Genomic DNA, 14,827 nt, shown 5'->3' on the forward strand with positions numbered 1-14,827 from the left:
CAACGGTTAGGAATTGCGAATCATGGAACTATATTGCATTTATGGTAATTCTGCTAAGGAAATATTTGAGAAAAAGAAAAGTTTAAATCACTTCATTATGAAAAAAACAATCTTAATTGTCAGTATGCTTCTGTTTTGCTTGACATCGCAAGTCAAGCCCCAAGATATCAAAGTATACGAAGCCTCCAAGTACGGTTTACTTCCCGACAGTAAAAAGAACGCATCTCCTTTGGTAGAAAAGATGCTGCGGAAAATAAAAACAGAATGTAAGGAGGGTGATAGTATTGTTATTCGGTTTGGCAAGGGACGTTATGATTTTTATGAAAAGGGTTCTGCCGTACGGGAGTATTATATCTCCAATCATGATCAGGAGCAACCCAAGAAGGTGGGTATAGCATTGGAGGATATGAAAAAACTGACATTGGACGGGGCAGGGGCGGCATTCATCTTTCATGGACGCATGCTTCCTATATCTTTGCTTTATTCTGTCAACTGCACACTCAAAAACTTCAGTATAGATTTTGATAATCCGCACATTGCGCAAGTCACGATTGTGGAGAATAATCCTGAAAACGGCATCACATTCGAACCGGCGACGTGGGTGAACTATCGCATTACTAAAGACAGCCTGTTCGAGGTCTATGGCTCATCGTGGAGCATACGACCGGCATGGGGAATAGCATTTGAGGAAAAAACCAAACATCTCGTTTATAATTCAGGCGATCGCGGTTGTCCTCCTAAAGGAGTATATGAAGTTTCCCCCGGAAGAGTCTGCGCTCCGAACTGGAAAGATGCTTGCCTGCAACCCGGAACACGCTTTGTGATGCGCGGGTGGGGACGCCCTACGCCGGGAATATTCCTCTCGCATAATGTCAATACTGTCTTGGAAAACGTGAAAGTACACTATGCCGAAGGTATGGGGCTGTTGGCACAGCTTTGTGAAAACATTACACTTGAAAAGTTCTGTGTTTGTCTGAAGAGCGACGATGACCCTCGTTATTTCACTACTCAGGCCGATGCCACCCACTTCTCCGGATGTAAAGGAAAAATAATCTCTTGCAATGGTTTATACGAAGGCATGATGGACGATGCCATCAATGTGCACGGCACTTATCTAAAAGTGGTAAGACGTGTGAACGACCACACATTGATAGGACGTTACATGCATGGGCAGACATGGGGATTGGAGTGGGGACGGCCGGGTGACGAAGTGCAATTTGTCCGCTCAATTACGATGGAACTGACGAATAAGCAAAACCGGATAGCCTCTATACAATCTTATGACAAAGAGACTGTGGATGGTGCGCGCGAATTTCTTATAACCTTCGAATCTCCTGTGGATACCTGCATCAGCGAGGTAGAAGGATTCGGCATTGAAAATCTGACTTGGTCTCCGGAAGTTCTGTTTGCCAGAAATGTTGTACGCAACAATCGGGCACGCGGAGCCTTGTTCAGCACTCCGAAAAAGACTGTCGTTGAAAACAACTTGTTTGACCATACCTCCGGTACCGCTATTTTGCTATGCGGCGACTGCAACGGTTGGTTCGAGACCGGTGCTTGCCGTCAAGTTCTTATTTGTAAAAACCGCTTCATCAATGCGTTGACCAGCCTTTACCAATTTACCGAAGCCGTAATCTCCATTTATCCGGAGATACCTGATTTGGAAAAGCAACAGAAATATTTTCATGGTGGAGAAAAGGAAAGCATTGTTATTGAAAGCAATGAATTTGACAGTTTTGATATGCCAATTCTCTATGCCAAATCTGTAAATGGATTGGTCTTCCGCAACAATACGATAAAGCGAAATACGGATTATAAACCTTTTCACCCTAACCGGAACTGTTTTAAACAGGAACGAGTGACCAATGTGTCGATTTCCGAATAAGTTTGGAAAGCGCTGCGCAGCTGTTAATAGTATGGAAGAATTTCCCGCAATTTATGTGACAAATATTTTGTGTTTTCAAATAGAAGGTTTATTTTTGTCGCATTAAATAATGAAACAATGAATATTATTCTTGCACATCATCACCATCATCATCCTGGCGAATAACTCGGTGGGCGTATGAGTGTTGTGTATAATAAAAAGCAAAAAAACGAGGCTTACCGACTATTTGGTAAGTCTCGTTTTTGCTTTTAACACGTCTAAAAGGAGTAATCGGAAAGGAATATGAACAACCGTTTCTTTAGGATTGACCCGATAAGTGAATTATAAATCATAAAATAGAAAGAATAATCATGCTAAGAATCGCAGTACAGGCCAAAGGCCGCCTCTATGACGAGACAATGACCTTCTTGGAAGAGTCGGACATTAAGTTGAGTGCCATGAAACGCTCGCTGTTGGTGCAATCGTCTAATTTTCCTCTTGAAGTTTTATTTCTAAGAGACGATGATATTCCGCAATCGGTAGCCACCGGAGTAGCTGATATCGGTATTGTAGGCGAAAATGAATTTGTTGAAAAGAAAGAGAGCGCCGAAATTATCAAGCGCTTGGGGTTCAGTAAATGCCGTTTATCTCTGGCAATGCCGAAAGATATTGAATATCCGGGCATAGAATGGTTTGAAGGGAAAAAAATAGCGACTTCTTATCCTGGGATTCTCTCCACATATTTGGAAGAGCAAGGGGTTGGCGCCGAGATACATGTCATTACGGGTTCGGTAGAGGTTGCTCCGGGCATCGGTTTGGCAGACGCGATTTTTGATATTGTAAGTTCCGGTTCAACTTTGGTGAGTAACCGGTTGAAAGAAGTAGAGGTGGTGATGAAGTCGGAAGCCCTGCTGATTGGCTGCAAGAATATGAGTGAGGAAAAATCGGAGATATTAAAGGAATTGCTGTTTCGTATGGATGCCGTGAGAACGGCCGAAGACAAGAAGTATGTGTTGATGAATGCTCCGAAAACGAGACTGGAAGAGATTGTTGCCGTGCTTCCGGGCATGAAGAGTCCCACTGTAATGCCGTTGGCACAGGAAGGATGGTGCTCTGTACACACGGTACTTGATGAAAGATGCTTTTGGGAAATCATTGGGAAACTGAAAGCGTTGGGAGCGGAAGGTATCTTGGTTTTGCCGATTGAAAAAATGATCGTTTAGCAAGCAGGTTTTGGTAAATGGATGAAAGTAAGTTTTCTTTTTTCAACTTATAACTAAAATAATATACTATGATATTAATATCAAATCCGGATAAACCGCAATGGGCTGAAATTCTGAAACGTCCAATGATGAATACCGAGAATCTGTTTGATACGGTAAGAAGTGTCATCGAACGTGTGAAAGCAGCAGGTGATCAAGCTGTCTTGGAATATGAAAAGAAGTTTGACGGAGTGTCATTACCATCATTGCCCGTACTGGAAGAAGAAATAGAAGAAGCCGATGGACTGATAGGCGAAGATTTAAAAGCTGCCATTTATCTGGCTAAACAGAATATCGAGACTTTTCATGCCGCACAACGGTTTGAAGGTAAGCAAGTGCAGACACAACCGGGTGTAACTTGCTGGCAGAAGGCCGTTGCCATTGAGAAAGTTGGATTATATATTCCGGGAGGAACAGCCCCTTTATTTTCTACTGTATTGATGCTGGCTGTCCCTGCCAAGATTGCCGGATGTAAGGAAATTGTGCTATGCACACCTCCGGGAAAAGATGGAAAAGTACACCCGGCCGTACTGTTTGCTGCAAAAGTGGCAGGCGTGAATCGTATTTTCAAAATCGGTGGTATACAAGCCATCGCCGCAATGGCTTATGGCACGGAAAGCGTACCTAAGGTATATAAGATTTTCGGCCCAGGCAATCAATATGTCACGGCTGCCAAACAACTGGTCAGCCTGAGTGACGTGGCCATTGATATGCCTGCCGGTCCCTCTGAAGTGGAGGTCTTGGCCGACGAAACAGCCAATCCGGTCTTTGTCGCTGCCGATTTATTAAGCCAGGCGGAACATGGGGCAGACAGCCAGGCCATGCTGGTCACTACATCTGCAAAGTTGCAACAAGCAGTACAAACCGAAGTAGAACGTCAGTTGGCCTTATTGCCTCGCAAAGAGATTGCAAAAAAATCTCTTGCCAACAGCAAGCTGATTCTGGTAGATAGCATGGAGAAGGCAATTGAACTGACCAATGCTTATGCGCCCGAACATCTTATTATAGAGACTTCAGATTATATGTCCGTGGCCGACCGTATAATAAATGCCGGTTCCGTATTCTTAGGTTCACTCACCCCGGAAAGTGCCGGAGATTATGCTTCGGGAACTAACCACACCCTACCTACAAATGGCTATGCCAAGGCATATAGCGGCGTCAGTCTCGACAGCTTTATCCGTAAGATTACTTTCCAAGAGATGAAGCTCGAAGGCATTCGTTCCATCGGTCCTGCCATTGAAGTGATGGCAACCCATGAAAATCTGGCAGCACATAAAAATGCCGTCACCGTGAGACTGAATAACATGGATAGCAAAAAATAATCGTTTAATCGTCCATATAATCATGAAACCATTACAAGAGTTAAGCCGTCCGAACATTTGGCAACTGAAGCCTTACTCTTCGGCACGCGATGAATATAAAGGCGCAACAGCATCCGTCTTTCTTGATGCAAATGAAAATCCTTATAACACACCTCACAACCGTTATCCGGACCCAATGCAGTGGGAACTGAAGAAAGAACTTTCGCGTATAAAAAAGATCAGTCCCGACCGCATCTTTCTCGGCAACGGCAGCGACGAAGCAATAGATTTGGTGTTCCGTGCTTTTTGCGAGCCTCGCATAGACAATGTGGTGGCCATAGACCCCACCTATGGGATGTACCAAGTTTGTGCCGAGGTCAATGACGTGGAATATCGCAAAGTTTTACTTGATGAAGAATTCCAGTTCTCGACAGACAAACTTTTGGCAGCATCCGATGCACATACCAAGCTGATTTTTCTTTGTTCTCCCAACAATCCGACCGGAAACGACTTGCTTCGCAGTGAAATAGAAAAGCTGCTTCGGGAGTTCGACGGATTAGTGATACTGGACGAAGCTTATAACGATTTCTCCGAAGCACCTTCTTTCCTTGAAGAATTGGATAAATACCCCAACCTTATTATTCTTCAGACCTTCTCCAAAGCATGGGGATGTGCTGCCATTCGTTTGGGTATGGCATTTGCTTCGCCGGATATTATCGGCATTCTCAGCAAAATAAAATATCCATATAATGTGAACTTGCTGACACAAAAGCAAGCCGTAGAAACACTACACCGTTACTATGAAATAGAGCATTGGGTTAAGACTTTGAAAGAAGAGCGGGAAAATATGGAAAAAGAGTTTGCTAAATTGCCTTGTACGGTACACCTCTTTCCCTCCAATGCTAATTTCTTTTTGGCCCGCATGACGGATGCCGTGAACATATACAGTTATTTGGTCAGCGAGGGCATCATTGTACGCAATCGCCATTTTGTCTCACTCTGCGGAAATTGTCTGCGCGTAACGGTAGGGACACACATAGAAAATGAGAAACTGATTGAAGCATTGAAGAAATACCCAATCGATAAACACATATAGAAGAGAATGATGATGAAAAAGGTACTTTTTATAGACCGTGACGGCACTTTGGTGATTGAACCTCCAGTTGATTATCAGTTGGATTCTTTGGAAAAGTTGGAGTTCTATCCGAAGGTCATGCGTAATTTGGGTTTTATACGCAACAACTTGGATTTTGAGTTTGTAATGGTGACCAATCAAGATGGGCTGGGAACCTCTTCCTTTCCGGAAGAAACCTTTTGGCCGGCACATAATTTGATGATGAAGACGCTGAGGGGAGAGGGTATTACGTTTGATGATGTTTGCATAGACCGCAGTATGCCCGAAGACAATGCTCCGACCCGCAAGCCACGTACTGGTATGCTCATTAAGTATCTGGATGACAGAGAATATGATTTAGCACACAGTTTTGTCATCGGCGACCGTCCTACTGACGTGGAATTGGCAAAGAATCTGGGATGTCGTGCCATCTTCCTGCAAGACGACGCTACTTTGTTGAATCCCGAGAGAGGTGCTACTGCATGCGAAGGCCTCGAAGCTTATTGCGCCCTTATCACCAAAGATTGGGATAAAGTAACGGAGTTCCTTTTCGCCGGCGAACGCAAAGCAGAAGTGCGGCGCACCACCAAAGAAACAGATATCCACGTGGCTTTAGATCTGGATGGAAACGGACATTGCGATATCGCTACCGGACTGGGATTTTTCGATCATATGTTAGAACAAATAGGCAAGCATGGCAGCATCGATTTGACAATTCGCGTGAAAGGTGATTTGGAAGTGGATGAACATCATACCATAGAAGACACGGCTCTTGCTTTAGGCGAGTGTATTTATCAGGCTTTAGGCAGTAAACGAGGAATCGAACGTTACGGTTATGCTCTTCCCATGGATGACTCTCTTTGTCAGGTTTGCCTTGATTTCGGCGGACGTCCATGGCTTGTGTGGGATGCAGAATTCAAACGCGAGAAGATAGGGGAGATGCCCACAGAGATGTTCCTGCATTTCTTTAAATCGCTAAGCGATGCAGCTAAAATGAACCTTAACATTAAAGCCGAAGGGCAAAACGAGCATCATAAAATAGAAGGAATCTTCAAGGCGCTGGCTCGTGCACTGAAAATGGCAGTGAAAAGGGACATTTATCATTTTGAGTTACCCAGTTCTAAAGGAGTGTTATAAAAAGATAGTCTAAACGTTCAATAAAATCTGCCATTGCTTGCGTAAACATAAGCCCGCACTTAATGGGCCGTAAGCCCACACTTAATGAACTATAAGTCCACACTTTATTGGCTGTAAGCCCACACTTTGGAAGAGACATTCCCGCACTTTAAGGGAGTTAACCTGACACTTCAGGAAACCTCATCCCACATTTAAGGGAAAGTAAACCGGGAGGGAATATAAACGGCCCAACAGGCTCAATATTCTCATTATTTCCGGACATTGGGTAATACAATAAAAGAGATACTGCTCCATGTGCGAATAGGACAGTATCTCTTTAAAATTCAATAGATATCTCTATCTACAATAGAAGCAAAAAATCACCCATAAAGAGATTGCTTTCAGATTGAATGTCTCTCCCAAACTGTAAACTATCGGGTAGGGCAGGCATTAAAGCTTCTTCGGATAACAAAAACACAGAAACACAGAGAATGCCATCACATGGGGATTGTCACAAGACTCCGTGTTTCCGTGTTCAATACATAGTCTCTTGTACGACTATTCCGTCTTCAGCAGAAAATCGTCGATTACCTTTTTATAGGTTGCCTTGTCGGCTGCACCGCGAAAGAATTGAGGTGTTCCGTTCATGGGGATGAATACAAAGAGAGGGATACTTGTGGCGTTGAATAGGCCTGCCAGTTCTTTCTCTTTGTCCACATTGACCTTGTAAATGACTATCTTATCGGCATATTCCTTGGCCAAATCCTTCATGATGGGAGCCGTCATGCGGCATGGTCCACACCAGTCGGCATACAGGTCGATGATAGCGGGTTTGGTTCCTTTGTATTTCCAATCCGAGGATTTCTCATAATCGAAGACTTCTTTGATGAACATCTCTTTGGTCATAACGATTACGCTTCCTTCCTTTTGAGCGGTAATTCCCGTCTTTGTCTGCTCGGGTTGTTTGGCCCTGTCTGTACAAGCAAAGGTCAGTACGCTCGAAAAGAGCAGGGCGGCCATTGTTATAGTTTTCTTCATTGCTTCTTGATTATGAGTTTTGTTCAATGACGGCTTTCAATTCCTTGCCGCTGACTACGCCTGAGTGACGCCATACGGCTTCTCCTTTTTTGAATAAGATAAATGTCGGTACGGCTTGTATGCGGTAGTTGGCTGCAAGCTCTTCTTGCTGGTCTACATCTATTTTTACAATGCGGGCGGCTTCACCAATTTCGCTTTTAAGCTCTTCCAATACCGGATGCATTGCTTTGCAGGGTCCGCACCAAGTTGCGAAGAAATCAACTAAAACCGGCTTCTCTGATTGTATCACTTCTTTAAACTTTTCCATAAATTATTCCTTTCTGTTATAATGTTTATTGTTTCATCGTATAACAAAAGAAACAAATGCTTTGTTCAAAGAGTTGATGCTTGTACCCTCCTTTTGTTGTGTCGCAAGGAGAAAAGTACAAGCATCAGCCTTATTATTTTATGGTTAGTTCCTTGATGAGGTGCGAAGCTCCTGCAAATTTATCGATGATGAACAGCGTGTATCGGATGTCCACGCATGCCGCGCGCTGCGACGAGGGACGGAAGGCGATGTCGCCCGTCAGCCCTTCGTAGTTGCGGTCGAAGCCCGTACCAATCAATTCTCCTTTGGCATTGAATACGGGACTTCCGGAGTTACCGCCGGTGTTGTCCGTATTGACGATGAAGCAGACGGGCATCTTTCCGTCGGGAAGAGCATAGCGGCCGAAGTCTTTGGCCTGATACAACTGTTTCAGCTTGGCGGGAACCACGAACTCACGGTTATTCGGGTCTTCCTTCTCCATGACGCCTTTCAAAGTGGTGTAGTAGCCATATTCCACGCCGTCGGCGGGCGAGTAGGGTAGTACCCGGCCGTAGGTCAGGCGTAAGGTGGAGTTGGCGTCCGGATAGATCGGCTTCCCGTCGGCAAGTTTCATGTCCATCATTCCTTTTACCCAGACTTTATGGGCGGCATCGTAGTTCGTGTTGGCATCCTTCATGGCGACGGCTGTCTGCAACAGGCCGTCGGTAATGGAGTACTTGAACAGAATCATCCAGTCGTAACTGATTTTGTACAGACCGGGTTTCCGTATAAACTTGGCGAAGTTCTCTTTGCTCCCGAAAATGGAATGGTCGAAGCAAGCGTCGATGAATGCGTCACTGTTTCCTTTGAAGCGTTTATCTATTATCTTGAAGATGCCGATGCGTTGCTCTGCCGGAATATACTGCATGTACGTCTGCAACATCTTTTTGCCTACCGCGCGTTCCACTTCGGGGAAGGGGACGGAGGCAAAATATTTGTCGGCTGCGGTTTGCAGGCTGTCTGCCGCCGCCTTGATTCGTGCTTTGTCCTTACTCTTCAAAGCTGCAACCAGCGCCGCGGTGCCGGGGATGCGCATGAAGTCCAGCCCCGTTATCAAGGCTTCCTGAATGGCTTGCTGATGATAGAGGGCCGTGCGGCGGTGCTGCACGATGTCGCGTATCTGTTCAAAGGCTTTCCGGTAAGAGTCATCGCCTTTTGAACGTCCGTAGGCAAGTAGTTGCTCCTGTTGCGCTCGTTTGGTGTCGAGAACTTTCAGCCGGACAAGTCCTTCGTTCATACCGATGGCATTTTTCCAATAGTTGGCCGAAGAGGCATACTTGCTGGCGTAGTGTATGCGTATGGCATCGTTCTGCACCATTTGTTCCATAAGGGCTTTCTGGCGGACGTCGCGCACATGGTGACGCATGAAATTGGTGGTTTGCATGCGTTCTTCCACTTCGTCGGAAATCATATAGCGCCAGTTGCGGCCGGGGAAGCCCATGATGAAGGTGAATTCTCCTTCACGATAACCGTCGAGGCTGATGGTGAGGTGCTTCTTCACTTTCAACGGAACATTGTCCTTGCTGTATGCCGCCGGTTTCCCGTCTTTGTCGGCATAGATGCGGAAGATGGAGAAATCGCCGGTGTGGCGGGGCCACATCCAGTTATCGGTATCTGCGCCGAACTTGCCGATGGAGGAGGGAGGAGCGCCTACCATGCGTATGTCGCTGTAAGTTGTCTTCACGAACAGGTAGTATCTGTTTCCACCGTAAAACGCTTTCAGTTCCAGTTTTCGTCCCGGAGTCAGGACAATGCCTTCGGCTTTGGCAAAGCGGTCGGCCACCATATTGAGGTATTTGGGCGATAGATAGTTGGTTCCGTTAGGGTCTGCATCTGTCTTCAACTGTTGGTTCACGTAGTCCGTCACGTCCAGAATCTCGTCGATGTATGTAATTGTAAGCCCCTTGCATGGAAGCTCCTCTTTGCGCGACATGGCCCAGAAACCGTTCGTCAGGTAGTCGTGCTCCACACTGCTGTGTTGCTGAATGGCTCCGTATCCGCAATGGTGGTTGGTCAGTACCAGCCCTTCGGCTGAAATGACTTCGCCGGTACATCCGCCTCCGAAGTGCACTACGGCGTCTTTCAGGGCAATGCCTGTGGGATTATAGATTTGGTCTGTCGGTATCAATAACCCTAATTCCGTCATGGCAACCTCGTTTTGTTTCTTGAGGTCGGTCAGCATCCACATGCCTTCATCGGCTCGTGCCATGAACAGTGCTGATGTAAAGAAAAGTGATAATAATGTCTTCTTCATGATAATCTGCGTTAGAAGGTGTTCTGAGAGGGGGTGGAATCACTCGGTGACTGAAACCATTTCAGTCGCCGAGTGAAATGGTTTCAGTCCCTGACTGATTGTGGTTCAGTCGGCGAGTCATTCCCCAAGAGAGAAAAATTACTCGATTATGTTCATTTCTTTTATCAAATGTTCGCAGTTGCCCAACTTCTCAAGGATGAAGAGTACGTAGCGGATGTCCAGATTGATGCAACGTTGCAGGTTGTTGTCGAAGTTGATATCTCCGCTCAATGACTCCCAGTTGCCGTCGAAGGCGGTACCGATGAGATGGCCTTCGGCATTGATGACAGGACTTCCGGAGTTACCGCCGGTAATATCGTTCGTGGTGAGGAAGCAAACCGGCATCGTACCGCCTTTCATGGCATAGCGGCCGAAGTCTTTCTTTTGAATCAGCTCTTTCAGTTTGGCAGGAACCGTGAACTCGCGGTTTTCAGGATTTTCTTTTTCAAGAATGCCGTCGGTGGTCGTATAATAATTGTAGCGTACGGCATCTTTCGGGCTGTAGGCCTTCACATTGCCATAGGTCAGGCGGATGGTGAAGTTGGCGTCCGGATAGGATGGCACGGGTTGCTTCATCTCTCCCAAACCACGGATGTAAGCTTTGTGCAGCAGGTCAAGTCCATTGCTCTGCTCGCCGTGTACCTTGCCCAGTTCCTGTATTTTGAGGTTCTTGGAGCGCGAGTAGGCTGTTGCCGGGTCGCGTTCTATCGCTTTCACAGTAGGCTTCTTCAAGAACTTGTCGAGGTTGCTGCGGTTTGAGAGGATGGAGTTGTCATACAGATTGTCCACATAGGCATCGTAATCGTCCTTGAATTCGTTGCGGATGGTGTTGTAGAAATCGGGCAATTCATCTGCGTTCAAAGCTTTGGCCAAGGCGGGCAGGATGGCTTTTGCTACGGCACGGTCCACTTCGTGGTCATAATCTTTGTTGTGTATGCCGTCATAAGCTTCTTCCAACTGTTTCTTGGATGCTTGTAGCAGCGAGTCGTTTTTCTCTTCGAGCGCTTTCTTGATGTTGTCCATAATCAGGTATGTACTTCCGAATTCAATAGCTCCGCGCAGTGCTTCGTTGGTGTAATAGAGCTGTCGCAAGGTGGGGGTACCCTTTTCTATGATGGCGTCTATCTGCTCTACCACGCCCTCATATTCAGGCTTTCCTTTGGCAAATTCGGCATATCGCTTCTCTATTTCGGCTTTGGTGTTTAGCACGTCGTTATCTATGATGGCTTTGTTCATGCCGATGGAATTCTTCCAGTAGTTGCTGCTTCCCGCAAATTTGCTGGCATACTGGATGCGTGTCTTGTCGCTGGCATTCATGAACTTGCGCAATACCTCCAAACGAACGCCGCGCATATCTATCATGGCTTGGTTGACAGCTTCCATGCGCTGTTTCACCTCGCTCCGGGTCAGGTAGCGTCTGGTGCTGCCGGGAAAGCCCATAATCATGGCATAGTCTCCTTCTTGCAGTCCCTTGATGGAGACGGGCAGGAATTTAGGCGTTTTCAGAGGTACGTTGCTTGCGCTGTATTCGGCAGGTTCGCCGTTGACATCGGCATAGATGCGGAACATGGAGAAGTCTCCCGTATGGCGGGGCCACATCCAGTTGTCCGTTTCACCGCCGAACTTCCCTACCGACGAGGGAGGAGCGGCAACCATGCGGACGTCGCTGTACACTTTGTAGTAAATCAGATAGTATTTATTCCCCGCATAGAAAGGCAAGGCTTGAGCCACAATGCCCGGCTTGGCGTTGAGGTCGCTCTTTTCCAGCTCTTCCTTTGCCAGCTTGTTGAGGAAAGGGCGTGTCATGGCATTTACTTCGTCCACCTCTCCGGCTTTCACTTTTTCGTTCACCAAGTCGGTGATATCGACAATGCGATGCACAAAACGGAACTTCAATCCCGGAGTGGGCAACTCTTCGTTGCGGTTTTTGGCCCAAAAGCCATCCGTCAGGTAATCGTGCTCCACAGAACTGTGCTGCTGAATGGCACCGTAGCCGCAGTGATGGTTGGTCAGAATCAATCCTTCGGGCGAGATAATCTCACCGGTACAGCCACCGCCGAAAATGCCTACGGCATCTTTCAGAGATACGCCGTTCGGATTGTACAAGTCGTCGGCCTCTAATTTCAACCCTTGTTTCTTCATCATTTCGATGGAGTTCTGCTGTTTTATCAGTTGCAGCAACCACATTCCTTCGTCTGCGCGTGCCGAGCAGACCGTCCATGCAGCGACGGCTGCAAGCAAACATTTCTTTACTGTTACTTTCATATTGTTTTTTTTGTTTAATGGTTTATGCTTTTATCTTTATTTCAACTTTCCTTCTTTTATTGCTTCCATGACGTTGGCAGGCGGGCGTCGGTTCATCAGCTCGTTTTTCATGAAGTCCATATAGGGAGCTGCATGACCGAAGAACTCATGATAACCGGCGCAAAGATAATTGAGTCCCGGCTCGCCGTCGGATGTATATGCGAAACGGTTTTTAGGACATTCGCCGTTGCAGGCGAACAGCCATTCGCATTCGCGGCATTGGGAGGGTAGCGATTGCTGTTTCATCAGGCCGAAGGCTTGCTGCTTTTCGCCGTACATCATCTCCACTAAAGTCTTTTGATGGATATTGCCCAACTTATATTCGGGGAAAACGAAATGGTCGCAAGCATATACGTCGCCGTTGAATTCCATGACTCCTGCATGGCCGCAAGTCTTTGCCATGGTGCAGACACCCGGTTGTTCGCCCATCCAATTGGCGAGAGTGGAGTCGAACAGCTGGATGTAATAAGTGCCCACATCCTGCCGTACCCATTCGTCGAACAGTGTGCAGAGAAAGTGGCCCCACTGTTCCGGGCTGACGGAGAAGTCGGCCAATTCCGTACTTTTTTCTTTGTCGTTCAAGGAAGCAAGATGCCGTCCGTCTTGATGAGGAGCGATACGTTCTACGATGGGCGCAAACTGGATGTACCGGCATCCGATTTCTTTGAAGAAGCGGTAAAACTCCAATGGGTAATCGGCGTTGAAGTCATTCACCACCGCCATTCCGTTCCATTCCACGCCGTGCTTTTTCAGCAGGTTGATGCCTTGCATCACTTTTACGAACGACGGTTTGCCTTGTTTGTTCTTCCGGTATTCATCATGAAACTCCTGCGGTCCGTCGATAGAGATGCCCACCAGCCAATTGTTTTCTTTGAAGAATTCACACCATTCGTCGGTCAGCAGCGTACCGTTGGTCTGAATGCAATTGTCTATCGTTCTTCCGTCGGCATATTTTTTTTGCAGTTCCATCGCCCTTTTATAGAACGACAGCGGACGCATCAATGTTTCTCCGCCATGCCAAGTAAACAAAACCTGAGGCATGGTTTGCGAATGGATATACTCCTCGATGAACTTTTCCAGAAGTTCTTCGCTCATCACGTGCTTGGGATTCTCTTTGTATAGTTTGGACTTTTCCAGATAGTAGCAATATTCGCATGCCAGATTGCATACCGCACCTACGGGTTTCAACATAACATAGAGCGGTTTGGCAAAAGGAGCGTAGGTCGACATGTGTAGTTCTTTCTGTTAAGGGTTCTTGTTTTAATTCAGCTTGTTGCTCTGTGCAAAATTCAACAAGCCTCTTATGCTTTGTAATTGTGCAAAAATACGTAAACCGAATGAAAAATCCTTTCTTTCTATTTGGTTTATAAGGAATATTAATACCTTTGTCAGGTGTAATTTCAAAAATAGTCTCGCGCATGATTAGAATAAGTGTGAATCGCATTTTGCCTTTTTTGCTCTTGCTCATTCTCTTTGTCTCTTGCAGCCGCAAGTATAAGATAGAGGGTAACTCTTCGGTAATCGGCCTTGACGGAAAAATGTTATTCCTTAAAATGCTTCAGGACGGACAATGGGTATCTGTTGATTCGGCAGAGGTTATTCATGGCCTTTTTAAGATGAACGGGCCGGCCGATTCTGTCATGATGGTGACACTGTATATGGGAAATGAAGGCATAATGCCTCTGGTGCTGGAAGATGGAAAGATAGAGGTTTCCATCTCCAATTCTCAACTGCTTGCCAAAGGAACTCCCTTGAACGACAAACTATACGAATTTATAGATAAACGCAATGCGCTGGAAGTGAAAATTGAAGAATTGGAACGGAAAGAAGCACGTATGGTGTTGGATGGCGCCGACTTGGAGAATGTGCGTCAAGAACTTTCGAAAGAAAGTGCAACATTGATAAAGGAGATGAACGACTACGTCAAACAGTTTATTACCGATAACTTTGAGAATGTACTGGGGCCGAGTGTCTTTATGATGATGTGCAGTACGATGCCTTATCCGGTAATGACTCCGCAAATAGAAGAAATAATGAAAACCGCTCCCCTGTCTTTTAAAGAAAACAAGCAAATTAAGGATTTTCTGACAAGAGCCAAAGAGAATATGCAGTTGCTCGAAGAGCAACGCCGCATGCGGCAGAATATAATCTTGGGCGAAGGGCAAAAATAGCACAAGCAGAATGAGGGA

General features: G+C 46.2%; 11 protein-coding genes. 6 read left to right on the plus strand and 5 right to left on the minus strand.

Translation table 11 applies throughout. From position 1 onward, the window contains the following. Positions 1-97 precede the first annotated feature (97 nt). From EV202_RS11750 to hisB, 5 genes are all read left to right on the plus strand, one after another. Entirely contained in the window at positions 98-1,885 is a 1,788-nt protein-coding gene (locus EV202_RS11750; protein WP_131927189.1) for an alpha-1,3-galactosidase-related protein, read from the plus strand. Between the two features lie 350 nt (positions 1,886-2,235). Beyond that, positions 2,236-3,087, plus strand: coding sequence for an ATP phosphoribosyltransferase (hisG, locus tag EV202_RS11755; RefSeq protein WP_106068885.1), 852 nt, complete (start codon positions 2,236-2,238; stop codon positions 3,085-3,087). 68 nt (positions 3,088-3,155) lie between these two features. Next, positions 3,156-4,448, plus strand: a complete 1,293-nt coding sequence (gene hisD / locus EV202_RS11760) for a histidinol dehydrogenase (protein WP_131927190.1) — start codon at positions 3,156-3,158, stop codon at positions 4,446-4,448. Between the two features lie 22 nt (positions 4,449-4,470). Then, positions 4,471-5,523: a histidinol-phosphate transaminase gene (gene hisC / locus EV202_RS11765; protein ID WP_106068883.1), complete on the plus strand. Its 1,053-nt coding sequence runs from the start codon at positions 4,471-4,473 to the stop codon at positions 5,521-5,523. Between the two features lie 9 nt (positions 5,524-5,532). After that, entirely contained in the window at positions 5,533-6,678 is a 1,146-nt protein-coding gene (gene hisB / locus EV202_RS11770) for a bifunctional histidinol-phosphatase/imidazoleglycerol-phosphate dehydratase HisB (RefSeq protein WP_106070473.1), read from the plus strand. Between the two features lie 537 nt (positions 6,679-7,215). Here the strand turns inward: hisB and EV202_RS11775 are convergent. The 5 genes from EV202_RS11775 to EV202_RS11795 form a co-directional block, all read right to left on the minus strand. Then, positions 7,216-7,695, minus strand: coding sequence for a thioredoxin family protein (locus tag EV202_RS11775; RefSeq protein WP_131927191.1), 480 nt, complete (start codon positions 7,693-7,695; stop codon positions 7,216-7,218). A gap of 10 nt (positions 7,696-7,705) precedes the next feature. Beyond that, positions 7,706-8,002: a thioredoxin gene (trxA, locus tag EV202_RS11780; RefSeq protein ID WP_106068881.1), complete on the minus strand. Its 297-nt coding sequence runs from the start codon at positions 8,000-8,002 to the stop codon at positions 7,706-7,708. A 133-nt stretch (positions 8,003-8,135) separates the two neighbouring features. Beyond that, positions 8,136-10,295: a S46 family peptidase gene (locus EV202_RS11785; RefSeq protein ID WP_131927192.1), complete on the minus strand. Its 2,160-nt coding sequence runs from the start codon at positions 10,293-10,295 to the stop codon at positions 8,136-8,138. 138 nt (positions 10,296-10,433) lie between these two features. Next, positions 10,434-12,599, minus strand: a complete 2,166-nt coding sequence (locus EV202_RS11790) for a S46 family peptidase (protein ID WP_131927193.1) — start codon at positions 12,597-12,599, stop codon at positions 10,434-10,436. Positions 12,600-12,635: 36 nt separating this feature from the next. Further along, a complete protein-coding gene (locus EV202_RS11795) occupies positions 12,636-13,868 on the minus strand; it encodes an anaerobic sulfatase-maturation protein (RefSeq protein ID WP_106068878.1) in 1,233 nt (410 codons plus the stop codon). A 188-nt stretch (positions 13,869-14,056) separates the two neighbouring features. Between EV202_RS11795 and EV202_RS11805 the strand changes: the two genes are divergently transcribed. Continuing rightward, entirely contained in the window at positions 14,057-14,809 is a 753-nt protein-coding gene (locus EV202_RS11805) for a DUF4369 domain-containing protein (protein WP_106068877.1), read from the plus strand. The last annotated feature ends 18 nt before the right edge of the window (positions 14,810-14,827 follow it).

The sequence above is a fragment of the Prevotella heparinolytica genome, from assembly GCF_004342845.1.
Taxonomy (GTDB): Bacteria; Bacteroidota; Bacteroidia; order Bacteroidales; family Bacteroidaceae; genus Bacteroides; species Bacteroides heparinolyticus.